17 protein-coding genes are annotated in these 22138 nt (G+C 57.0%); 10 read left to right on the top strand and 7 right to left on the bottom strand.

The features are described from left to right. The first annotated feature begins 215 nt into the window (after nucleotides 1-215). The 9 genes from sbnA (at nucleotide 216) to I8E17_RS32515 (ending at nucleotide 11183) form a co-directional block, all read left to right on the top strand. Nucleotides 216-1229: a 2,3-diaminopropionate biosynthesis protein SbnA gene (sbnA, locus tag I8E17_RS32555; RefSeq protein WP_209160445.1), complete on the top strand. Its 1014-nt coding sequence runs from the start codon at nucleotides 216-218 to the stop codon at nucleotides 1227-1229. A 39-nt stretch (nucleotides 1230-1268) separates the two neighbouring features. Further along, on the top strand, nucleotides 1269-2312 hold the full coding sequence (gene sbnB, locus I8E17_RS32550) for a 2,3-diaminopropionate biosynthesis protein SbnB (protein WP_209160443.1): 1044 nt from the start codon (nucleotides 1269-1271) through the stop codon (nucleotides 2310-2312). A gap of 95 nt (nucleotides 2313-2407) precedes the next feature. Continuing rightward, nucleotides 2408-4075 (top strand): IucA/IucC family protein, encoded by a 1668-nt coding sequence (locus I8E17_RS32545; RefSeq protein WP_219511832.1) that lies wholly within the window; start codon nucleotides 2408-2410, stop codon nucleotides 4073-4075. A 4-nt stretch (nucleotides 4076-4079) separates the two neighbouring features. After that, nucleotides 4080-5252, top strand: a complete 1173-nt coding sequence (locus I8E17_RS32540) for an MFS transporter (protein WP_209160439.1) — start codon at nucleotides 4080-4082, stop codon at nucleotides 5250-5252. Then, a complete protein-coding gene (locus tag I8E17_RS32535; RefSeq protein WP_209160437.1) occupies nucleotides 5239-6957 on the top strand; it encodes an IucA/IucC family protein in 1719 nt (572 codons plus the stop codon). The genes I8E17_RS32540 and I8E17_RS32535 overlap by 14 nt, the downstream gene beginning before the upstream one ends. Further along, the gene (locus I8E17_RS32530; protein WP_209160435.1) at nucleotides 6954-8753 is read left to right on the top strand and encodes an IucA/IucC family protein; all 1800 of its coding nucleotides are present in this window, start codon (nucleotides 6954-6956) and stop codon (nucleotides 8751-8753) included. The genes I8E17_RS32535 and I8E17_RS32530 overlap by 4 nt, the downstream gene beginning before the upstream one ends. Further along, complete coding sequence (locus tag I8E17_RS32525; protein WP_209160433.1) at nucleotides 8747-9556, top strand: aldolase/citrate lyase family protein; 810 nt, start codon at nucleotides 8747-8749, stop codon at nucleotides 9554-9556. The genes I8E17_RS32530 and I8E17_RS32525 overlap by 7 nt, the downstream gene beginning before the upstream one ends. After that, complete coding sequence (locus I8E17_RS32520; protein WP_209160431.1) at nucleotides 9553-10776, top strand: type III PLP-dependent enzyme; 1224 nt, start codon at nucleotides 9553-9555, stop codon at nucleotides 10774-10776. Before I8E17_RS32525 ends, I8E17_RS32520 begins: the two co-directional genes overlap by 4 nt. Continuing rightward, nucleotides 10773-11183, top strand: a complete 411-nt coding sequence (locus I8E17_RS32515; RefSeq protein WP_209160429.1) for a ParB N-terminal domain-containing protein — start codon at nucleotides 10773-10775, stop codon at nucleotides 11181-11183. The genes I8E17_RS32520 and I8E17_RS32515 overlap by 4 nt, the downstream gene beginning before the upstream one ends. Here the strand turns inward: I8E17_RS32515 and I8E17_RS32510 are convergent. The 6 genes from I8E17_RS32510 to I8E17_RS32485 all read right to left on the bottom strand — a co-directional run bounded on the left by I8E17_RS32510 (nucleotide 11155) and on the right by I8E17_RS32485 (nucleotide 18799). Then, nucleotides 11155-13176 carry an iron ABC transporter permease gene (locus I8E17_RS32510; protein ID WP_229002283.1) on the bottom strand — a complete coding sequence of 674 codons (2022 nt, stop codon included), beginning with the start codon at nucleotides 13174-13176 and terminating at the stop codon, nucleotides 11155-11157. The genes I8E17_RS32515 and I8E17_RS32510 overlap by 29 nt on opposite strands. After that, nucleotides 13173-14090 carry an iron-siderophore ABC transporter substrate-binding protein gene (locus tag I8E17_RS32505; protein WP_209160425.1) on the bottom strand — a complete coding sequence of 306 codons (918 nt, stop codon included), beginning with the start codon at nucleotides 14088-14090 and terminating at the stop codon, nucleotides 13173-13175. The genes I8E17_RS32510 and I8E17_RS32505 overlap by 4 nt, the downstream gene beginning before the upstream one ends. Further along, nucleotides 14087-14941: an ABC transporter ATP-binding protein gene (locus I8E17_RS32500; protein WP_209160423.1), complete on the bottom strand. Its 855-nt coding sequence runs from the start codon at nucleotides 14939-14941 to the stop codon at nucleotides 14087-14089. The genes I8E17_RS32505 and I8E17_RS32500 overlap by 4 nt, the downstream gene beginning before the upstream one ends. Next, complete coding sequence (locus I8E17_RS32495; protein WP_219511839.1) at nucleotides 14935-17091, bottom strand: TonB-dependent receptor; 2157 nt, start codon at nucleotides 17089-17091, stop codon at nucleotides 14935-14937. The genes I8E17_RS32500 and I8E17_RS32495 overlap by 7 nt, the downstream gene beginning before the upstream one ends. A gap of 28 nt (nucleotides 17092-17119) precedes the next feature. Continuing rightward, nucleotides 17120-17728 carry a nitroreductase gene (locus tag I8E17_RS32490; protein WP_196379981.1) on the bottom strand — a complete coding sequence of 203 codons (609 nt, stop codon included), beginning with the start codon at nucleotides 17726-17728 and terminating at the stop codon, nucleotides 17120-17122. 309 nt (nucleotides 17729-18037) lie between these two features. After that, a complete protein-coding gene (locus tag I8E17_RS32485) occupies nucleotides 18038-18799 on the bottom strand; it encodes a hypothetical protein (RefSeq protein WP_209160419.1) in 762 nt (253 codons plus the stop codon). Between the two features lie 448 nt (nucleotides 18800-19247). Here I8E17_RS32485 and I8E17_RS32480 point away from each other — a divergent pair, with 448 nt between their 5' ends. Then, a complete protein-coding gene (locus I8E17_RS32480; protein ID WP_209160459.1) occupies nucleotides 19248-20504 on the top strand; it encodes an ATP-binding protein in 1257 nt (418 codons plus the stop codon). A 373-nt stretch (nucleotides 20505-20877) separates the two neighbouring features. Here the strand turns inward: I8E17_RS32480 and I8E17_RS32475 are convergent, their stop codons facing one another. Beyond that, nucleotides 20878-22041, bottom strand: a complete 1164-nt coding sequence (locus I8E17_RS32475) for an epoxide hydrolase family protein (protein ID WP_209160417.1) — start codon at nucleotides 22039-22041, stop codon at nucleotides 20878-20880. Nucleotides 22042-22138 lie beyond the last annotated feature (97 nt).

The raw sequence follows: 22138 nt of genomic DNA, 5'->3' as shown, positions 1-22138 counted from the left end.
ATCCACACACGACCCCAATACGCAATTCGTTTCTTAGCGACTGACAACAACATGTATCTCATTGAGACACGCTTAGGCGTTGATTAACGAAAAACTCAATGCAACACAAACATGACAATTTTACTCCTGTTAATTTCTCATTGTTGGTGCAATGATGAAATGCAACGTAAACATGTATTTTTCGTGCTTGTACGGTTGATAGTCAGGAGACGCGCATGAAGCCAAATCTTTCTGAATTTATTGGAAATACCCCCTTGGTTGAGCTGGAACTACCTTTTTCTAGCGACAAGCTTCGTATCTTTGCGAAGCTGGAAATGTTCAACCCAGGTGGAAGCATCAAAGATCGTCCCGCCCTGCATATGGTAAGCCAAGCTATCCAGTCCGGGAAAATCAATCAAAGCGTGCATCTTATCGAGAGCTCGTCTGGCAATCTGGCGATCGCGATGGCGATGATCGCGCAACAGATGAAGCTCAAGTTCACGGCGGTTATTGACCCCAATATCACCAGTACCAATCGAGCCCTGATAGAATCGTATGGAGCGTTCACAGAACTTGTCACGGAGACAGACGAGGAGGGTGGTTATCTTCATACCAGAATTCGGCGCGTTCAGACGTTGCTGCGAGAGGTGCCAAATTCGGTCTGGCTCAACCAGTATGCCAATCCCGATAACCCTGCTGCCCACTACCATGGCGCTGGAGCGGAAATCGTCGGCGAAATGCCTGTCGAACCGACGCATGCCTTCATATGCGTCAGCACCTGCGGTACTATCATGGGCCTTACCCGTCGGCTGCGCGAGGCCTGGCCGAAAATCCGGATCATCGCCGTGGACATTGCAGGTTCCGTCATTTTCGGTCCTTCGCGCGATCGCAGGCGCATTCCAGGGATCGGGGCCAGTCGTGTTCCTGAGCAACTGGAGCTCAGTGAGATAGATGAAGTCGTTCTCGTCAACGATTTCGAATCTGTCGAGGCATGCCGTCTCCTTGTTCGGGAAGAGGGCCTGCTCGCCGGAGGATCTTCGGGTTCGGTTATTGCGGCAATTCAGAAACTGGCTCCGCAGTTACCGAGTAACGCAGTTGTCGTGACCGTCCTGCCGGATCGGGGTGAGCGCTATCTTGACAGTGTCTACAATCCGGATTGGTTGCCCGCACGAGAACGGGTTCATCGCCCCCTTGAATCATCCCACGTCGTCCTGAGACGGGATCCGGTTCTCTTACAAAACGCCTCCTGACCGGCGGCATCTGCGTCCTAAATCTACCAGGAGACCAAAATGAACATGATTGAAACCATCCGGTCACGGGAGGGCGTCAGCGCTCGTCTTCGCTTCCTGTCACGACGGGATATTGCTGCGGTTGGCGGCGACCGCTCGGATCTTTATATGGAAGCCGTCGAAGAAGGCTTCCGCCTCCACGCCAAAGGTGACTACGCTCAACCTTTGAAACCTTATCTCCGCAACCCGAACTCCGGGCACATCGCCGATCGCATCATCGCCATGCCAGCCTGGATTGGCGGCGGAGATCCCATTTCCGGGCTGAAATGGATCGGCTCGAAACACGATAATCCATCTCGGCGCTCCATTGATCGGGCAAGTGCTGTGATTGTGCTAAACGACAATGAAACGCATTTCCCGATTGCCGTCCTGGAAGCGGCCCGCATCAGCGCGCTGCGTACCGCTGCGGTAACCGGGGTCGCTGCCAGGCATCTGGCGCGGCCGAATTTCACCGACGTGACGGTCATCGGTTGCGGACCAATCGGGCGTACGCAAATCCAGATGTTCTGCGAGCAATTCGCGAATGTCAGGCGAATCCATATCTTTGATCGTCAGCCTGAGGCAATGGCCGGATTGACCGAGTGGTTGGCCGAAGCTTTTCCTGTGGTGCAGGCCGTTCCGCATCCCGACGCACGCTCCGCGGTCGAGGCGGCCAACGTCGTCGTCACCGCGACGGTCACCGATCAGCCTTATCTCAGGTTCGAATGGCTTAGACCGGGTACATTTCTTTCCAATATCTCCATCATGGATGTTGAAAAGGAGGTCTTCTTACGCGCGGACAAGGTGGTCGTGGACGACTGGGACCAGTGTAATCGTGAAAAGAAGATCATCAACCAGCTTGTCGAGGAAGGCTCTTTCTCTCGCAAAAAGCTGCATGCCGAAATCGGGGAAATCGTCAGCGGCCACAAACCGGGCAGGGAAAATGATCACGAGATCATCCTTCTCAATCCGATGGGGATGGCGATCGACGATATCGTCTGCGCCCGCGCCATTCTGCGTCGGGCGGAGGTTGCCGATGCAGGGATACTGGTGGATCTATTTTGATGAACTACATAGCCCAGATTCCCAAACACAAAGAGGATCGCAATGCGATCCTCGACGATCTCCTCGATCTGCTCTGGACGGAAGATGTCGCCGGTTTGCGCAGCCACGCTCTTTCATCGCGGCAAGATCGTCATGCCACAGTTGCTATCGGCGGGAAGGAAATCACAATCCGCCTGCAACCCGATCGCTGGCGCGGCGGGTGGCGGCCGCTGAGCATTGAGCATGCGCAGACGTGCAACACCCTCGATCCCTGCGAGTTGCTCTGGCTGGTCCTGAACGCTCTTCCGGAAGTTGGTGTGCCGGTCCTTGACAGGACGATGAGGCAACTCAGCCAAAGTGAGAAGAATGCAGATCTCGTTCAGGCCACAGGTTCGTCCCTTTCAAATGCGGGCAGGCAGGCCGGTGCGCTGGAGAACGATCTCCTATGGGAGCGAATGGCAGCGTGGCGGGATCGCCCCTTCCATCCCCTGGCACATTGCCGCGGTCGCTGGGGAGCCCGAGAGATCGAGGACTATGGCGCCGAATTTGGCAGGTATTTCCCGTTGCGCTGGTGCGCCGTGGAGAAAAGTCATGTTTTTGCGTCGCCGCGTGTTGAGAGGGGTGGGCCTTCCGCCGCCCTTCTGGACGCCACCCAGTTGGCCCTGCTTGGTCTGGAACTGGCCCGTCTGGGAATAGACACGACACACGAAGCCTTACCACTCCATCCTTGGCAAGCCGACCATATCGTTCCGCGAGAATTTTCTGAGGAACTCGCCGATGGACGGATCACCATGCTGGATTTTCAAGGCCCCCTGGTTGCTGCGACGTCGTCGCTGCGGAGCGTCACGATTCCAGGCAAGCCCGGATGCCATCTGAAGCTCCCTCTTGATGTAGAAACCCTGGGTGTTCGCAGGTTGCTGAGCGCCCAGTCCCTTTGCAATGGCCTGAAGGGGGCGGACCTCCTGACCCTGGCGCTGGCAACCCGGCCCGGTCTTGGCCGGGTAGCGCGGCTTGCCGACGAAACGCAGTTCTGGACTTTCTCCGAATTGTCGGGAGATGTCCTGGAACCCAGGACCGCTTATCTTGGCTGTGCGGTCCGCATCTTCCCGATCATCGACGGTGCGAGTCTCATCCCCCTTGCCGCGTTTGCAGTTGCGCCAGCCGGCGGAATTCCTCCCGCTATCGAAGCCGTTCTGCAAGCCCGTCGCGACAATACGCTCGAGGGTTTCGTCATCGAACTCTTCGACCTCCTGACCGGGTTTGCAATTGAAGCGCTCGCCAGCGGCTTCATTCCCGAAATGCACGGGCAAAACGTGCTCGTGGAGATTTCGAACGGACGGCCCTCGGGAGTGATCCTACGCGATCACGATACAGTGCGGTGCCATGCCGCAGGTCTTGCAGAGTGCGGACTTCCGGTTCCCGATTACATCATTAAAGATCCACGCCGTGCAACCATGTTACTATCGCAGCCCGAAGACCTCATTGCATACGGTCAAACCCTGCTGTTCGACGTGGCCTTGCGTGCGATTTGTACGGAGCTGGACCGGACCGGTGCACTCGAACTCTCAAAATCACGCCGCCTGCTGCGCACGAGCGTAGAGCATCATCTCAAGCACATCGAAATGCCGTCCGAGATGCGGGATCGGCTGAGATTTAGCTTGCTCGAGCAGCCTGACTGGCCATTCAAGCAGATACTGACCCCATTGCTCGCGATGACAGAGCTCGGACTTGGCATGCCGAGCCGCCTGGGTCTCGCCGGCAATCCGCTTCGCGATTTCGAGTGAACCGATGATCGCAACCAGATTCAAGCGGGCATCCTGGTGGCTTGTGCTCGCCGTACAGTTTGCGACCGTCGCTGCGCCTCTGGCCGTGCTGCCGTTCCTGTCCCTGCACCTCCAGCGACTATCGGGGGCAGGGACCAAAGATATTGCACTCTGGGCCGCGGCGATCGCGGCCGCCCCCGCGGTCGGTGCAATTTTGTCTACGCCCGTCTGGGCTCACTTCGCCTCCTCCTATCCCCTCGGCAGACTGATGGGTCTGTCATGCCTGCTGAATGCGCTCAGCGCTTTCCTCCAGGCGCAGGCAGGCACTGTGGTGCTTTTTGCGCTAGGCCGCGGCATCCAGGGACTGACCGGGATCGGTGTCCTTCTGCTTCTTGCGGTTGAGCATAACCGTACGACCGGCCGAAAAGGCTATTCGGGTTTGCAGCAGGCATTGGCTGCAGGCTGCATAGCCGGACCCCTCCTGGGAGGATGGGCATTTGAGCATGATGCGCTTCAGGGTCTTTTGATGGGGTTTGGCATATTGCTTGTCGCCCTGAGCATTTTATGCGGACGTGCGTTCCATGATGCAGGACTTGTCGAGGATGACACGCGCTCCCCTGCTCTTAACGGGCGGCTGCCACCAACTGCCAGCCGTACGCTTGTCCTTTCCGGTCTTCTTGCAACCGCCGGCGCTTTCGGCTTCATGCCGTTTTTCGCCGACTGGGCGCTGGAGCGGGAAAGCGCGGTTCTGACGGCAAGCCTGGTCGGTTTGCTTCATGCCGGAAGCTGGGCAGCGGCATTTGTCGTGCTTCCGCTGTGGGGACGCTGGATCGATGCGGGCCGGGAAAGAGCGGTCATGCGCCTGTCCACCGCGGGCTCCCTGGTTGCGCTTCTCTCATTGCTTGCAGGATCGACCATTGTTTCGATCTTCATGTCGCGGATCGCTCACGGAGCCTTCAACGCGGGCCTGGCTCCGTCGCTTTTTTCTTCTCTTGGACGCTCCAGGCATCGCGTCCTCAATCTTGCGGCGGGGCGCACCGCCATTACTCTTGGCCAGGTCATCGGTCCGGCGATCTGCGGGCTCGCCGTATTTGCTGCCGGGAACGACGGCGCATTGCTCGCTGCGGCTCTACTTACTCTTCTCGCATCAATTCTTCTCTACCTACAGCCGGAGGCTAGACGCCATGACGTTGAATGACATGACGATCAGACTTGCAATGCACCGTGAGCGCAACAGGCTTCTCAACACGTGGTTACGGGAGTTTCGGCCCGACCTTCTCCAGACGATCCGCGTCGGGAACGAGGTCGAAATCGCCGCTGGCGATGTGGTGATCACCGCGAAATGCGAGCATTTCTCGCCGGCTGGTTTTCATCGCTTCGGCGAGCGGGTTACCGTCAACGACCAGAGCGGATTGCGAGTGATTGAAGACGCCTCCGAGCTCGCTGCCATTCTTTTGAAGACGCAGCGAGGCGCATCGAGCGAAGACATCGAAGATATCCTTTATCGGATCGGCCGCTCTTCGTTAGCAAGCCGCGAGCATGCGATCTTTCTGTCGACCGCAAAGGCCGGCATCTCTGCGGTCGCACTGGAGCAATCGCTGTGGTTTGGGCATCCGTTTCATCCGCTTGCGAAAAGCGTAGGTGGTTTCACGAAAGCCGACACGGAAAAATATGCGCCTGAGCGCGCAACCCGCTTCCAGCTTCGCTGGCTGCTGGTGAAGCGTCGTCATGTTGCGGAATTCGAGAGTGACCGCCAGCGCCTCGCTCCCATGGATTTACGCCTGCGGGCTGCCTCGGGCCTGTCGGCAAGCGACATGCGCGACGATATCCTCTTTCCATGTCATCCCTGGCAGGCAGCGCGCCTGGAAGGAAACCCGGACTTTGCAGACCGGATACGATCGGGGGAAATCAGGATCACGCAAGCCACGGGCGATGCGGCCGCTCCGACCTCTTCGGTGCGTACTGTTTGGTTTTCGGATCAAAATCTCTTCGTCAAACTGCCAATCGAGGCACGGATTACGAACTTTCCTCGTGTAAATACCGATGAGCAAATCGCTCGCAGCGTGGCAGGCGCACGGGCAATTGCAGCGGTCGGGCCAGCCGTCGCGCGGGCCGGATTAACTGTGCTGGACGAGCCGGTCGGGCGTATTGTGCAGAGCTGCAAGGCAGGTGGTGGTTTCCGGTATCATCCCGAGACGGGATATTTGCTAAGGGACGCTGATTTTGGCAAAGGCCCGTCCCCTCTAGTTGTTGCCGGCCTCCTGGAGGCCAACCCGGCTAACGGCAAGCCAAATCTGGCAGAAGTCAGCGGACATTACCTGCAGGACCGCGAAAGCACTCATCGCTGGCTGACGGCGTATATGCGGATATCGCTCATCCCCTTGCTGCGCCTTTTCAGCGATACCGGCATCGCGCTGGAGGCGCATAGCCAAAACAGTCTTGTGCGCTTCGTGGATGGTTGGCCAGACCATCTCTTCATCCGCGATCTGGAGGGTATCGCGGTCGATCGGAGTGCGTTCGAACGCCGCTTCAGCGGCGAAGACGCTGCGCTTTTGGATCATGCCCTCTTCTATGATCGCAAGACGGTCTGGAGACGGTTCCTCTACTACGTGGTCGTCAACCATTTCTCCCACGTCGTCGCAACGGCAGCCGAGGTTTCCGGCATTGACGAAAGCGATCTATGGGGCAAGGCGAGGCGGGTTCTGGAAGAGGTTTCCGACTTGGCGGCCATCGGCGAACTTCTGGCGAGCAGCCAACTCCCTGCGAAAGCCAACCTGTTGAGTTGCCTCGGTGGATACGCCGATACGCCGAGTTACGTCCCTGTACCCAATCCCTTGCTGACAGGGAAGACCACAGCACCTTCCGATATCCGTCACACTATATTTGAGGAGGCGACCCCATGACGATCCAGTTCCAGGCGAAAACAGCACAAGTCTCCGCCCATGCCTTGCCGGATGCCCTGCATGCTGCGGGGAGCCGGGTTGTGTCGCAGACGCTGAGCGCATTTCTCACCGAAGGCCTCTTGCCGGATGCCGCGATTTTAGTCGCTCCCGCAACCGGCGGGACAGGGGAAGTATCGATACAGGCTTCCGACGGGGTGATCGTCTATCGCGCTCTTGTCAGGAGAACCGTCGCCTATGACCGATGGCTGGTGGAGGACGGCAGTGTCTGGCGGCTGAAATCGCAAGACGGCACCCGCTGCGACGATCCTCTGCTGCTTCTGGATGACCTGTTGCCTCTCGTCGTCGGCGACGCTTCGACCCACGAACGCTTCCGCGACGAAATCCGCAGGACATTTCTCAACCACACCGAAGCGTTGATTGCCAGTCGGCGTCGGGGAGGAGCGCTTGCCTCGCAAAGTTATGACGCAGCGGAGGCCAATCTTACCGATGGCCATCGCTATCATCCCAGCTTCAAATCCCGAACAGGTTTTTCACCCAAGGAAAACAGAAGCTACGGTCCGGAGTTTGCCAACGCTATCAAGCCGGTCTGGCTGGGAGTGCACAGGGACTTTTGCGCCAGCTCGTCCATTGCTGTGCCTGGAAACCAGGACCGACTTTTGCTCGCTTCCGCAGATGCACCCATGCTTGATGAGGATTTTCACATCCTGCCGGTTCATCCATGGCAATGGGAACGGGTGATCGAAGCTGCAACGATTGTCGCACGTGCCACTGGCCAGATCGTCTTTCTTGGAGAAGCACGGCACGACTATCTGGCTCAGCAGTCGATCCGGACCCTTGCCGATCAGACTTTGCCGGGGGCTTCCTCCCTCAAGCTTGCGCTTTCCATTCGCAATACCTCGACGGCGCGGACGCTGGCCGCTCACACCGTCCTTAATGCTCCGATCATCAGCGCCTGGCTGGAAGATGTTTTGCGCGGTGATCCATATCTTGATGCTTCGGGCACGATTCTTCTGCTGGAGCGTATGGGGACGACGGTGACCGCGCCGCTTGTGCTGGACAGGGGCGGAGATCTTCGCGGCGGTATGGCGGCGATCTGGCGGGATCCGGTACATAAATATCTTCGCGTGGAAACCGAAGCGGCATCGCCCTTTTCGATGCTGACCCATCTCGACGTTGACGGTCGCCCCTCCATCAAGCCTTGGATTGACGCCTTTGGCATGGAGAACTGGACACGTGAATTGTTGCGTGTTTCGGCAGTCCCCGTTGTGCATCTGCTGACGGCCCATGGCATCGCCTTGGAGAGCCACCAGCAGAACATGCTCCTGGTTCATCGAAACGGCTGGCCCGTGAGAGTTGCTCTCAAGGACTTCCATGATGGTGTTCGCTTCATACCGGAACGGCTGCGTGCCCGAGCGCCGGCCCTGGTTGCGACGCCAGCCGAACATGCCATGGTCAATCCAAATTCATATGTCGAGGCAAAAGATCCCAGCGACGTGCGTGACTTCATGTTCGATGCGCTCTTCGGGGTCAATCTCGCCGAGCTGGCATTCTTTCTCGAAAGACACTTCGAATTTAACGAACGCGCGTTCTGGCGCATGGCTGCCGGTGTCATCCATGAACACCTTCAAAATAACGAATCGGCAGGCAAAGGTGCAGTTTCGTTTGGCCTGTTTGACGATGAAGTCCTTGTAGAAGATCTGGCGCGACGCCGGCTCGATACCGGACAAGTCCCCCCTCGAAGCGTTCCGAACCCACTGATCCATGCTGGTGCAAGCGGTGAGGACGCGCGATGCTGACCGGGCGAACAAGGTTGCGCAATCTCCTAGATAACGGCAAAGCGGCGGGCGGGTTGTTCCTGTCGGTCCCCGCACCGACCATCGTTGAGGTGGCTGCTGTCGCAGGATTTGATTTCGTCCTCATCGATCTCGAACATACGCTGATCGACGGTCGAGAGCTTGAATTCCTGCTGGCAGCAGCGGACCGATCGGGCATCAGCGCGTTGGTACGCGTTCCGGACGCGCGCTCGGATCGCATCTTGCAGGTTCTTGATGCCGGGGCGGCTGGGATCGTGGTGCCACGATGCTCCAGCGTTGAAGATGCCAGGTCGGCGGTGGCACGAGCACGCTACGCGCCGCTCGGCTCGCGTGGTCTCAATGCGGGCCGTCTGGGCCGGTTTGGAGATTGCGACCTCGTGGAGTTTATCAACAAGCTGGATCGCGAGACCTTGATCATCGCGATGATCGAGGACAGGTCGGGTCTGGACGCCGTGGACGATATCGCGCGGATTGAAGGCATCGACGCAATCCTTCTCGGGGCCGCTGACTATTCTCAATCCATCGGCCTTCCGTGGCAGACAACCGCTCCGGAAGTCATTGACGCCGAGGCAAAGGTGGCTGGCGCAGTGAAAGCCGCAGGCAAGCATTTCTTCGTCATTCCTCGCCGTGACGAGGACGTGGAGCGTCAACTCACCCAAGGCGCGCTGGGTATTGTCGCGGCCAATGATCGCGGAATTTTGCGCCAGGCATTGACGCGGTCCGATCGGAGTTGGCGCAGCAAGTGCCTCTCACAGGCTCAAATTTCCAAGGAGAACGTATCGTGACGTATTTCAACCCTTCGCTTCAGCTTGTCGAGTCGCTGGTCAGGCAGGACCTTCCCGCCTGCGCCTATATCCACGATCTGGACGGGCTGGCGAGGCACGCCCGCGACATCGTGTCGAACCTGCCAGCGCAGAGCGAGTTCTTTTACGCCATCAAGGCGAATAGCGATCCGGCGGTACTTTCGACGCTGGCGCCGATCGTCGCCGGCTTCGAAGTCGCTTCGGCAGGAGAAATCCGCAAAGTGCGGCAAACCGCCGGCCCAAAGGTCCGTATCATCATGGGCGGTCCGGGGCGAACGGAAACTGATTTCATCGCCGCAATCGATCATGGAGTCGAGCGGGTCCATATCGAGAGTCTTCATCTCCTCCATCTGGCGGACATGGTGGCGGCTCGGGCCGGCATAAGGCTTCCAGTTCTGTTGAGAATCAACATGGCCGGCCCCGTTCCGGGCGCCACGATTACGATGGGAGGGCAGCCGACGCAATTCGGCATCGATGAGGCGCAGGTCGATGAGGCGCTTCAGCTCGTCAAGTCATGCCGGCACCTGCGCTTCGATGGCTTCCATCTCCACACCATCTCCAACAATCTGGATGCCGATGCGCATGCCATCTTCTGCAAGGAGGCGTTATTGAGGGCGCGCGATTGGGCCATACGAAATGGGCTTGAGGCGCGCGTCATCAATCTCGGTGGCGGCTGGGGAGTGGACTATGCCAATCTTGACCGAAGATTCGACTTCCGCCACCTCACTGAACAGCTTGCCGGCAGCATCCCTGCCGATAACACCGTGCTGCAGTTCGAATGCGGGCGCATCGTCGTCGCCTATTGCACGGTCTACGTTGCCGAGGTCATAGATGTGAAGACAACTCATGGTGAAACTTTTGCGTTGCTGCGGGGTGGTTCACATCATTTCAGGCTCCCCTCGGCCTGGCAGCATCGCCACCCGCACAAAATTTTCAACGGTCGCGCCTGGCGACGATCATGGCCGCGTCCCACGACCGGGAAAGCAGTTGTGACGTTTACCGGTGAACTGTGCACGCCGAAGGACGTCTTGCTGCGAAATGAAGAGGTTCACGACCTTGGCGTCGGCGATATCGTCTGCTTTCTGGCCGCAGGTGCCTATGGTTGGGACATTTCCCACCATGACTTCCTGAGCAATGCTCATCCGGAAAGGATATTCCTGAACGAGTCTGTCTCCAACGGTGACGAAAGGCTGATTGCATGACCTATTCAGAGTTGCTCCTGGTGCCACCATCGACCCTTTCTCCCCATGAGGAAATCATTCCCGATCGCGTCGCTGAAGTGACCGATCTTCTGATCCGGGATCAAAGCTGGACCAGCCCGATCTGCATTGAGCGCACAAGCCGATGCATCATGGACGGGCACCATCGTCACGCCGCAGCGTTACGTCTCGGACTAGCGCTCGTGCCGGTCGTCACGTTCGACTATGAGAACGTGCGGCTGGGGAGCTGGCGGCCCGACATGTCATTCGAACCCGACGAGATCGTCGAGCGCGCCCGGCGCGGCATTCTGTTTCCGCATAAATCGACGCGCCATGTGTTTCCACCGGTTCGGGTCGTGCCGGTTCCGTTGCATCAGCTTGTCATGCCCGGCGTAGAACGAGCAATATAAAGGGAGCCCCAATGATGGCCGTCATCAAGCCGACGGGTATTTCGACCGGCGCAAACAGGGTCCGTCCGAGACAATCGGCGATGATCATCAATATGGCTCCGATGAGAGCGCTGGCGGCCATCAGGTCGCGATATCGCCCCGGACCGAGGAGGCGAGCCGCATGTGGCGCCATTAACCCAACGAACGATACGGGGCCGAAGACCGCGGCAACCGTGCTGGCGCACAATGCCCCGGCCAGGAGATGGGCCCATTCCGCCGCCCGAAAATTCAGCCCGAGACTTGATGCTTTCGGCCGGCCCAGTGCCATTATGTCCGTAAGCGACAACAGCAGATAGGAAACAGGCACGATACAAATCAGGGCGCCGGCAAGAACCGTCAGGTCAGTTTTGCCAATGCCATAAGTTGATCCGGCGAGCCAGGTCGCGGCCTGACTTGCCTGAAAACCAGCCATGATGACCAAGGCGGTTGAAGCGGAGGCCGCAAATGCCGCCAGCCCAAGACCGATGAGCGCCATCGCCGACGGGGCGAGATTTCGCCGAAGCCCGAGGCTGGCAACAAAAACCGTGGCGGCAAGACCGCCAGCGACTGCTCCTGCCTGAACGCCGGGAAAGCCAAGTTCGGGAAAAAAAAGCAGTACGGCGACAGCGGCAAGGCCGGATGTTTGTGTGATGCCGATCAGTTCCGGACTTGCGAGCGGATTGCGAACGACCCCCTGAAGAAGGAGGCCCGAAAGCCCGAGAAGCGCGCCACCCAATGCCGCGCCGGCAACGCGCAATGTGCGGAGTTCCAGGATGCTATGCAGGTCTGTGGAGGGCACCCCGGCGAGGAAGGTCAGGGCGCTCCACGGCGAGATGAAGCGATTACCGCTGACAAGCCCCGCAATGCCCGCAAGGAGGAGCAGGATGACAAGAAAGGCGGGATGAGATAATCCGCGCAGGGCAGGAGCTGCCTGGTATCTGCTGGAAAATTCCGATGTGGTGCGATTTTCCTGTGCATGGCGCCAGGCCAGCAAGATGAGAACCGGCGCCCCGACGAGCGCGATCGGCACACCGACCGGCAATTCGATTGTGCTGGCCGACAGGTTCAGCACAAGAAGATCGGCCCCGACTGTCAACGCTATCCCGACGATCACGGCTGCAGGCAGCAAAAGGAGGTGTTTGGATATTCCCGCCAGACGTAGCAAGTTGGGCGCCACCAGCCCGACAAATACGACTGGTCCGGCGAGCGTGACGGCGAGCGCGGACAACCAGACGCCGAGAGCAAGCGCTATTCCGCGTATCAGAAGCAGGTTCTGCCCGAGCATTCTCGCGGTATCATCGCCGAGGCTAAGAATATCGAATTGTCTCGCAAGCATTAGCGCCACCAGAAATACCGGACAGAAACCGGCCAGAGCGCTGATTGCTGCCTGCCAATCCGTTTGAATGAGGCTTCCTCCGCCCCAAAGATGAAGGCTCGCGCCAGCCGTTTCATTCAAAAGTGAGATCGCCGCTGCTATCGCTCCTGCCATCAGCGATACCGCCATCCCCGACAAGGCAATCCTGACCGGCCCGGAACTGGCCCCGGAAACTGTCCAGGTGAGCCCGCCTGCCAGAACCCCACCCGCGGTGGCTGCCACGGCGTGTGGGACGAAGAGGGCGAGGGCGGGCACAACAGTAACGAGTGCAACGAACAGCTGTGCACCCGCCGTCACACCAAGAATCCCCGGCGATGCCAGCGGATTGCGTGTGGCTGCTTGAAAGAGCGTTCCGGCTACCGCGAGACACGCGCCGGTCAAAATGGCCGCCAGTGTCCGAGGAAGCCGAAGATAGTGCAGCATCATACTCGCTGGATCATCGGCCGATGCAGATAAAATGCTACGGAGGATAGTCGATATCGACGCTTCGATGCCGACCGAAGCGTGTAGATGTACAAGCGCCAGCGCTATTGACACGCAGGTTGCGATCACAACTGCGGGCGTTACCAATAGCCACTTATTCTTTGAGGAAGCGATCATCCCTGCTTGAGCGTTTCTGCCACTTTCGCGGAAAAGGCCTCGGCCGCCGGAATGCCGCCGAAAGGCCAAACCACGTCGGTCAGGCCAAAAAATCTGCCAGCACGCACAAATGGCATGCTTTGCCAGAGCGGGTTTCTTTCAAGCCTCGTAAGGCTGTTATCCGCACCGATCGCGACACCCAGAAACGTTACATCACCAAGAGCCAGCAACCGCTCTGGACCGACTGTCGTGAAGCCAAAACCTTCCGATGGCCCGTTCCAAGCGTTCTGAAGTCCCAGTCGCTCCAGCAGGCGGACGGGAAGCGAGTTCGAGGTGAAAAGACGAATATTGTTAACCCCGGACGGAAACTGGGCAAATACGATCCGCCGCGACAGGTCAGGGACTGATGCGAGTCGTCCGGCCCCCTTGGCGAGGAAATCGTCAAGACCGCGAACCGCATTGTCTGCGGCATCGCGGCGTCCAACTTTTTCGGCAAGCAACCGTAGTTCGTCAATCATAAGGGAGAGCTGGTCGCCGTTCTCCTTGCCGGTCCGGGTATAGTCGTAAAGGACCGTTTGGGCGATCTTTGAAAGTTGCGGCTGGATGCGCTCGTGTCGAAACTTGACACCCAGGATAAGATCGGGTTTCGCCGCGATGATTGCCTCAAGAGAGGGTTCCTGCCGGCGTCCCATATCCGCCGTTCCGATTGCTGCCAATTCCTGCGCGTCGGATGAAGTCTGCCCAAGATACTCCGCAAGATCGGCGACACCGACGAGAGGCAATCCGAGCGAACGAGTATGATCAGCATAACGCCATTCAAGGGCGACGACACGCGGCAGCGCCATTTCTGCGATCAGTCGCCCGGGGCGGAAGGCCGAGGCACAGGCGGCGCAGGAAAGAGCGGAAATAAATTTGCGTCGATTGAGGGCGATCATGTCGTTTCTCTTGGATGATTGGGAGCCCAGCCACGCGACGGAACGAGGAGCGGCGCTCCGTCGACAGGGTGAGCAAGCCGCAACATGTCGATGCCGAAAACACCACGTATGAACTCGGGCGTCAGGATGCGCTGGGGCGACCCTGTTGCGACACAGCGCCCCTTCGAAAGAACAATGACGTCGTCGCTATAGGCCGCTGCCTCGTTCAGATCGTGCAGAACCCAGCAGACGGTTAACTGCCGTTCAATCTGAAGCTTGCGAACAAGCTCCAGTATCTGAATCTGATAACGAAGATCCAGGTACGTTGTCGGCTCATCGAGCATCAGGATCTGCGTCTCTTGCGCAAGTGCCATGGCAATCAGCGAACGCTGACGCTCGCCTCCCGAAAGCGCTCCTATGGGGCGGCTGGAAAGATCAATGAGATCGGTGACGACGAGAGCCTCCTCAATGACCTCTCTGTCTCGCTTGGTCTCGGGCCGCCATATGGCACGGTGAGGGTGCCTTCCGCAGGCGACAAGATCGCGGACAGATAGCGCTGCGGGCGGCTGCATATCCTGTGGAAGAAACGCCAGCCACCGCGCGAAGTCGCGGCGACTGAAGGACGTAACATCACGACCTGAAAGGGTAATTTGCCCGGTTGTGGGTCGCTCCAGGCGCACCAGAAGTCTCATCAGGGAACTCTTGCCGGAGCCGTTTGGACCGACCAGAGCCGTGATTTTCCCTCCCGGTATCTCGCAGATGACCTCATTGAGAATGGTGCGACCGCCGGCGACGAACGAAAGCCCGGAACCGACCAAAGACGCGCCCGAGGAACATTCGGCTGTGCTGACCTGATAAGATGCGGCTACCATTCAACCTCATATGCGATTTTGAACGTTGTACCCGGCGATTTGATATGGCTCGTGTTGTTCGAATTTCTCAACAGCTGCGCATAGACGTTGTAGTAATCTTCATTGAAGATGTTGTCGATACCGAGACTGAGCTTGCCGCGCTCCAGCTTAAAATCACTTGCAAGGTTGAAAATCGCAAAGTCTTCCACCTTCGCGCCGCCAAATGCCACGCGGTCGTTGAAAGCGTCGTCGCGAGATCCGCTGTAGACGCCGTCGAGGCGCAACGACCACCAATCTGTCGGCATGTACTCGACATAACCTGTAACCTTGATCGGCGGAATGCGGAAACCGTCCAAAGCGATCTCGCGTCCGGTTGCGGTCGTTCGTTCACCATGCGTGTAGGTAAACGTTCCCCCGGCCGACCAATGGTCGTTGAAGCGGTAACTGGCCGCCAGTTCGATGCCCCTGATTTCTTCGGGATCCCGGTCCTGGATGAGAATGAAGTTTTCCGTGCGCAGGGCGCCCAGCTCAGACTTGCTCAGGAAGGCTGCGGCACTCCCGGTGAAATCTCCGACCGACGCCCGAATACCGACTTCGTAGTTGTCGTAGCTGAGGGGATGGATGTTGCTGCCCGTGAGATTGAAACCGCGCGGGGCCTGGCGAAGCTGCAGGCCGATGTCCGAGAGATCGTAGGACTGGGAAAAATCGGCAAACAAACTTATGCCGTCGATGAACTCGTAATTCACGCCGATGTTATAGAGCGCGCTGGAAAAATCGAGGCTGCCGCCTGCAATCGGATCGCCGATGATCGTTGTAAAATTGTCTACGGAGAAATGGGCCCATTGTTGTCGCACACCGCCACGCACCGTGACGCGATCTGTCGGTTTGACCTCAAGCTGGGCAAATAGCGAATACTGGTCGAGATCGAAAGGCGGTGTCCAGAGCGTCGTTCGCGTGCGATTGAAGACAGTTCCCCTGCTAAGGTCAAAAGCCGTACCATCAAAAAGATCGGCTGGGCCGACGGAGCTTTCCAATTGCGCATCCATTCCCCACATCAGATTGACGGGAAGTTCGTCACTGAGAGGAATGGGCGTGTTGAAAACAACGCTTCCGCCGTAAATGTCACTTTCGAAATAGGATTGGATGATCGCCGCGCGATTGCGAATGGCGCGCGCATCGGAAGGATAAAATCGCGATTCCGCTCTGCGGGCGAAGGCCTGGGCATCCAGTGTTCCGCCGAGAATATCCTCGTGTCTGTAGTCTATCGTTCCTTGAATATTGAACAGTCCGCCCTGTTCGTCGAGTGACAGTCCTTTCACGGCGCGAGCAGGAACAGTACCGGGCGGCAAGCCTGCAACGGTTGTGTCGGCCGCATAATCGCTGTCCTGCCTGATTTTCTTGACAATCAGCGAAGCGCCAAGGGTCTGATCATCGAAATGATGGCGTACCCGCCCGAAAAAGCTGCCGGAGACAGTATCGAAAAGATCGCCCTGGCTGGGCTCAGGCGCTATGCGGTCACCCTTGGCGTCGAATAGCCCGCGGTTGAAGTCACCTGATGCCGAAAAAGCAAAGTTGGTGTCCCCCGAGCTTCCTTGCACAGATTGCGAAAAGCGCGCATTCGCCCCCTGACCGCCGAAATTGGTGAGGCTGTTGCCGGTCTCCAGGCGTGATTTAAACCGTGTCTCGCCGCCGCCCTGGAGCGTCGTAATGTAAATGATGCCGCCTGTCGCGCCATTGCCGTAGAGAGCGGAGCCCCCATGGACGACCTCGATCTTCTCGATGGCGGAAACGTCAACATTGAACAGATCGCGGGAGGTGTCACGGTTGAGTTTCTGGGGAACACCATCAATAACGACGAGGGCGCTGCGCCCGCGTAGACCTTGACCGTATGTGGTGAAGGCACCGGTATACAGCGCCAGACCAGGGACTGCTTTTCCCAGAAGATCCGGCAAACTGTGCGACGTCGTGAGGAGTTTTTCGATATCCTCTTTTTCCAGAATCGTGACGTTGCGGGTCAGGCTCTCGGGAGCATTTCCAACACGATCGGCCTTGATCGTAATTGGCGCAAGGACGGTGTCGCCGCCGTTATCTTGTGCGAATGCCGAGAAAGTTGCGCTGCACAAGGCAAGTGTGGATACCGAAATTGAAAACAAAAAAGTCTTGGATAGCAATGATAAGTCCCCCATAATTCGATGGCTGTTACGAGCGCCACTCGCTCAGTAGGTTATTTGCATTCGGCCTGGCTCGTTCGGCTGGCCTTCGCGTTGGAGTGCCCAAAGGAAAAAGACCGATCAGCCGTTCGTGTGGATCGAGACCCATGATCTGCCTGACCCGTTCCGAGGAGCAGGGCCAGCCAGTAAGCCAGATCGAGCCGAAGCCTTCCGCGTGGACAGCGTGTAAAAACGTCGTCGCGACCGCACCTGCGCAAAGCAGTTGGTCCAGTTCGGGGAATGGTGCCGCTTTATCGGGACGCCAAACCAAAAACACTGTAGCCGGCGGTCCGATCAGCCACGCCCTCAACCGGGAGATCATTGCCGATTTCACGCCTTCGTTCTGTTCTTCAGCATCGTGCGCGCGAAGAAACTCTTCCAGGAGATCGCTAGCCTGATGATCTCTTACAAGAATGAACCGCCATGGCACCAAATTACCGTGATCTGGGACGCGGCTCGCGAGCATCAGGATATCGTTTAGTTTTTCATCGGATGGGGCGGGCGCACGCAACAGGGCAGGCGGAACGGAGCGGCGATTGCCCATATCTGCTTTTGAAAGCTCACTTGGCCAACTTTGATTTTTGGTTGAAACTTCCATATGGCGCAGGCCCGTTTTTCAATTTGTGCGGGCGCATAAAAGAGACGGATGGTATCCATGTCAATAAACTTGATGAAAATAGTCGTGTAAAGATTCTCGCTCAAACGAATTGGTGAGGCGGAACTGCAACTGCCGAGCTTCCGGCGTATCTCCGGCAGATCCTTCCGTGCCTAGACGAATAATCAGATTGCTCTCATCAATGCCAATTTTCGGCGGTTCACGAAAGGCGTCTAGGCGCAGTCCGCACCCATCAAGATGGGATTGAGCCGGACGTAATCAATCATTCGGTGTATGTCGGGGTCGCAACGATTAAGCGTTCTTCATATCCCTGATCGTTTCTTGCATCTTTTCGATCTCCGCCGTGATCTTGTTCGGATCGGCCTCACCGAGGAACGGCATGCTGGGGAGAAAGAGTGAGTTTTTATCCGAAGCCATTTTCTCGACCGCCTGCTCGATTTGATGAAGCTGACGGCTGGCCCGCTCTGCATAGTTTTTCTGACAAACGTTGGGACGCCACGCGCGATTGAGGACTGGAGATCGCCTGTCGCGCTTGCGGAGGTCCTCTTTTGCTTCGTCGAATTCGGCGCATGCGGTTGCCGCCTCGGTGAGCCTCTTCGGCAAGTCATCCTTTATCGACGCCAACTGAGTCTGCGCATTCTTGATCGCCTCTGCGGCCTCCTGAATTCGCCTCCGCTGCTGGTCTTGTTCCTGCTTGGCAAGTTCGGCCTCACGGCGCTCGTTCTCACGCGCGGCAAATGCCTTTGCTTCTTCCTGTGATTTTGCGCGGACGGTGGTCAGCCGCTGGGCAAATTTTGCTGTCTCAACGTGTTCGAGCTTTAAGTTTTTAGGGTTCAGAGCTGGATCACGCAGGCGCTCGCTGATCGTCTGGCGGCATTCGGTCTTCAGTTGGCCAAGCATTTCCTGTGGCATATCTTTGAAGACTGCCTCTTCCAGCCCTGAAAGAAGGCGTACGCATTCCTCGGCCTTTTTGGGGATCGTTTTGGGCGCATCGGCACTTGTCGAGAACAGGGAGGTGGAAGAAAATAACAAGAGGATTTGATCATCGCTCATTTCCGGCGCGGATTCGGTGCAGCTGGAAAGAGATAGTCCCCAAAAAAAGAGTGATGGCGATTGTGGACACAAGGCGCTTCATATGCAGATCTGACCTCGAATTATTATTTTACTGCAGGTTGTATGAATTAGATGACCGACCAATGCCAGCCTCTTTTGAGATTTTGTGGCATGGGAACTCCGGAAGCTCCGTCGGTCGTTAAGCGGAAAGCATTTGCAACCGCGCCACGCCTATATCTGTATAGGCGACTAGAGTGAAGTATCCTGTTCTTTCCAATTCGGACGAGAACACCGTCTGTCGTGGGCGAGCGGGGCTGACAACGAGGATCATGAGCGATTTTGGCATCCTGCGTGAGTGCAGATCAATCACCCATCGGGGATGCATTTCAATGCATATTGGACGTTTTTCTGCTTTAAATTGGCCGAAGTGTGTATTAATAATAGACGGATGATGGACCGACTACGAACCAGCCGAATACTAATCGAGCGCAAAGCGTATTCTCTGGTTGAGACATCGCTATCCGATACGCGCGTCGTTCTTATTGCCGGCCCTAGACAAGCGGGAAAAACGACGCTTGCGCGGCAATTTGAAGGCCCCGACCGGGCCTATCTCACTTTGGATGACGCGGGTACGCTGCAGGCTGCGCGTGCCGATCCTGTAGGTTTCATAAGAGGCGTCGACCGCGCTGTGATTGACGAGGTGCAGCGGGCTCCGGAACTGATGTTGGCGATCAAGGAAAGTGTTGATCGTGACGAAACGCCAGGGCGTTTCTTGCTGACAGGTTCTGCAAATCTAACGGCCATCCCATCCATAGCCGACTCACTGGCGGGCAGGATGGCAGTCATTCCGCTGCTACCTCTGGCGCAGGCGGAGATTCAGTCTGCACCGGGTCGCCTTTTGGATCGGCTGTTCGCGGGAGAAGCGCCGGTTGTAGAGACGGCCGCCGCCATTGGGACGGATTTGATCGACATTGTTGTAAGAGGGGGATACCCTGAGGCAATACGCAGACCGACACCGCGTCGACGGACTGCCTGGCTTGAGGACTATGTTGCACTCATTCTGGACCGTGACGTGCGAGACATCGCCAATATTGATCAACTCGATCGGATGCCCCGTCTTCTGAACATATTGGCCGAGCACGCTGGACAACTGGTCAATCATTCCAGCTTTGGTTCGGCGCTCGGGCTATCGAGTGTCACGACACAGAAATACGTTGCGATCCTTGAACGATTGTTCCTGATAAAGACACTGCCTCCGTGGTCGAACAATCGACTTAGTCGTCTAATCAAGACGCCGAAGCTGCACTTCATCGACACGGGATTGCTGGCGAGTATGCGAGAAGACGAAGCCGAACGGTTGCGGCTGGACCGCTTACGCTTTGGTGCTCTGTTGGAGAGTTTTGTTGTGTCGGAGTTGATGAAATTGGCGTCATGGAGCGAGCGACGCGTTTCATTCTCTCACTACAGGACGAAGGATAAGGATGAGGTCGATGTCGTTATCGAAGATCGGCGCGGTCGTATTATCGGAATCGAGGTTAAGGCGTCGGCAACGGTGAGAGCGCAAGACTTCCGTGGACTGCGCCAACTGCAGGAGGCTGTTGGTGACCGGTTCGTGAGGGGGCTGGTGTTGCACGATCATGATCGCGTGACGCCGTTTGGTGAAAAATTGCAGGCAGCTCCCACGTCGGTTTTATGGACGATGTAGATCGCGTAATCTATCTTATGGAACTTTTTCCGCCGGCTTGCCTCGCGTATCACCAAACGGAATTTGTTGGCCGCGGCGCTCGACGCATTTCTTTGCATGCATCCGCCAGCCTTGAACTTCTCGGCCATCGCCATACAGGTCGGATCACAGGTGTCGCCTATAATGAACGTTCCCCAAACTTCACTTTGACTTCATTGATGTCCTCGCACGGGCAAAATTTTTGGCTGTTGTCATCGGGTAGGTGCTGGTTTTCCTTCACATTCAGCCGGAAGCTCCATGCTTTTTCTCAGAGGGTTTGTACACTCCGCAGGCACGACCTACACGAACCTTGCCACCCGTCGCTTGGAGCTGTACCTGGCCGCTGTTGGGGAACCTAGTTGGTTTCCCGGATGTGACTGAACGTAAACCTCACTGACTGAACAAACTCGGTTGGATTTTCAAGCGCTGCAAAATGGCCCCCGAACGACGCTTGACTGAAATGTAGGAGGTTTTCGAACCGCTTTTCAGCCCAGCGTTTGGAGGTGCTCATGATCTCGTCAGGAAAAGCTGCCACTCCAGCCGGAACAGGCATTGGGTGGGAAGGCATGCCGGCACGTCGAAGACTTTGAGCAGTTTCCCAGTAAATCCTAATCGAACTGGGTCCTGTATTGGTCAGCCAATACAACATGATATTGTCGATCATCTCATCTAATGAGATAAATCGCTCGAGGCTCTCGTCCGATCCTGAAAGGTCTTGGAAAAGAGTGTATATCCACGAGGCCAGGCCGACCGGGGAATCTGCTATTCCGTAGGCTAGCGACTGAGGCCGAGTGCTTTGAAGCATATTATATGCAGAGAGTTCCTCGTCGTACCGACGAGCAATCGCGAGTAACTTTCGCTCCTCTTCATCGGCTTCCTGACGCTCCTCATCTGTAGGTTTGAATAGCACCATGTTGAGATGCAGGGCTGCCAGACCTTCTGGAGCCATGTACCCCATAACGGTGGTCACTCCCGCGCCCCAATCTCCGCCTTGCGCTACCCACTTCGCGTACCCAAGTCTTTGCATAAGCTTGGTCCAAGCGTTGGCAATGCGGGCTATGTCCCAACCTTCCTCGTTAGGTTGATCTGAGAATCCAAATCCTGGCAAAGACGGGATGATCAGATGGAATGCGTCATTTGCATTTCCCCCGTGGGTAACAGGATCGATCAAAGGTCCAATTACTTTTCTGAACTCCAGGATGGAGCCTGGCCAGCCGTGAGTCATTAGCATCGGTATAGCTTCAGGTTCGGCTGATCGAATATGCAGGAAATGGATGGCCACTCCGTCGATGACGGTTCGGAACTGATCAAATTGATTGAGGAAGGTTTCGCACTTTCTCCAGTCGTAGTTCCGAGACCAGTGTTGAACGAGGTTTTTCATCGTGTCTAGAGTGGGTCCCTGACTTGCATCACGTGCAGTTTCAGACGAAGGCCACCTAACGTTTTCGAGCCGAAAAGCCAGGTCATCCAACTGTGACTGCTCTACAGCAATCTCAAACTTTTCAATCAAGTTTTGCATATTCATTCCTAAACATTCGCTTTAACCGCCGGCTCGACGCGCTTCAGCGAGAAATTTCAGCGTCGACACCCACAAAATCTAGCGCCTCAACCATAGT

The organism is Rhizobium sp. AB2/73 (assembly GCF_020871915.1).
Lineage (GTDB): Bacteria > Pseudomonadota > Alphaproteobacteria > Rhizobiales > Rhizobiaceae > Rhizobium > Rhizobium dioscoreae.
This window is presented reverse-complemented; position numbering and strand designations above follow the sequence as displayed.

Bases quoted from the DNA above. Each gene is read 5' to 3' on its own strand.
- sbnA (WP_209160445.1), top strand. From the start codon at position 216: ATGAAGCCAAATCTTTCTGAATTTATTGGAAATACCCCCTTGGTTGAG.
- sbnB (WP_209160443.1), top strand. From the start codon at position 1,269: ATGAACATGATTGAAACCATCCGGTCACGGGAGGGCGTCAGCGCTCGT.
- I8E17_RS32540 (WP_209160439.1), top strand. From the start codon at position 4,080: ATGATCGCAACCAGATTCAAGCGGGCATCCTGGTGGCTTGTGCTCGCC.
- I8E17_RS32535 (WP_209160437.1), top strand. From the start codon at position 5,239: ATGACGTTGAATGACATGACGATCAGACTTGCAATGCACCGTGAGCGC.
- I8E17_RS32530 (WP_209160435.1), top strand. From the start codon at position 6,954: ATGACGATCCAGTTCCAGGCGAAAACAGCACAAGTCTCCGCCCATGCC.
- I8E17_RS32525 (WP_209160433.1), top strand. From the start codon at position 8,747: ATGCTGACCGGGCGAACAAGGTTGCGCAATCTCCTAGATAACGGCAAA.
- I8E17_RS32515 (WP_209160429.1), top strand. From the start codon at position 10,773: ATGACCTATTCAGAGTTGCTCCTGGTGCCACCATCGACCCTTTCTCCC.
- I8E17_RS32510 (WP_229002283.1), bottom strand. From the start codon at position 13,176: ATGATCGCTTCCTCAAAGAATAAGTGGCTATTGGTAACGCCCGCAGTT.
- I8E17_RS32505 (WP_209160425.1), bottom strand. From the start codon at position 14,090: ATGATCGCCCTCAATCGACGCAAATTTATTTCCGCTCTTTCCTGCGCC.
- I8E17_RS32500 (WP_209160423.1), bottom strand. From the start codon at position 14,941: ATGGTAGCCGCATCTTATCAGGTCAGCACAGCCGAATGTTCCTCGGGC.
- I8E17_RS32490 (WP_196379981.1), bottom strand. From the start codon at position 17,728: ATGGAAGTTTCAACCAAAAATCAAAGTTGGCCAAGTGAGCTTTCAAAA.
- I8E17_RS32485 (WP_209160419.1), bottom strand. From the start codon at position 18,799: ATGAGCGATGATCAAATCCTCTTGTTATTTTCTTCCACCTCCCTGTTC.
- I8E17_RS32480 (WP_209160459.1), top strand. From the start codon at position 19,248: ATGATGGACCGACTACGAACCAGCCGAATACTAATCGAGCGCAAAGCG.
- I8E17_RS32475 (WP_209160417.1), bottom strand. From the start codon at position 22,041: ATGCAAAACTTGATTGAAAAGTTTGAGATTGCTGTAGAGCAGTCACAG.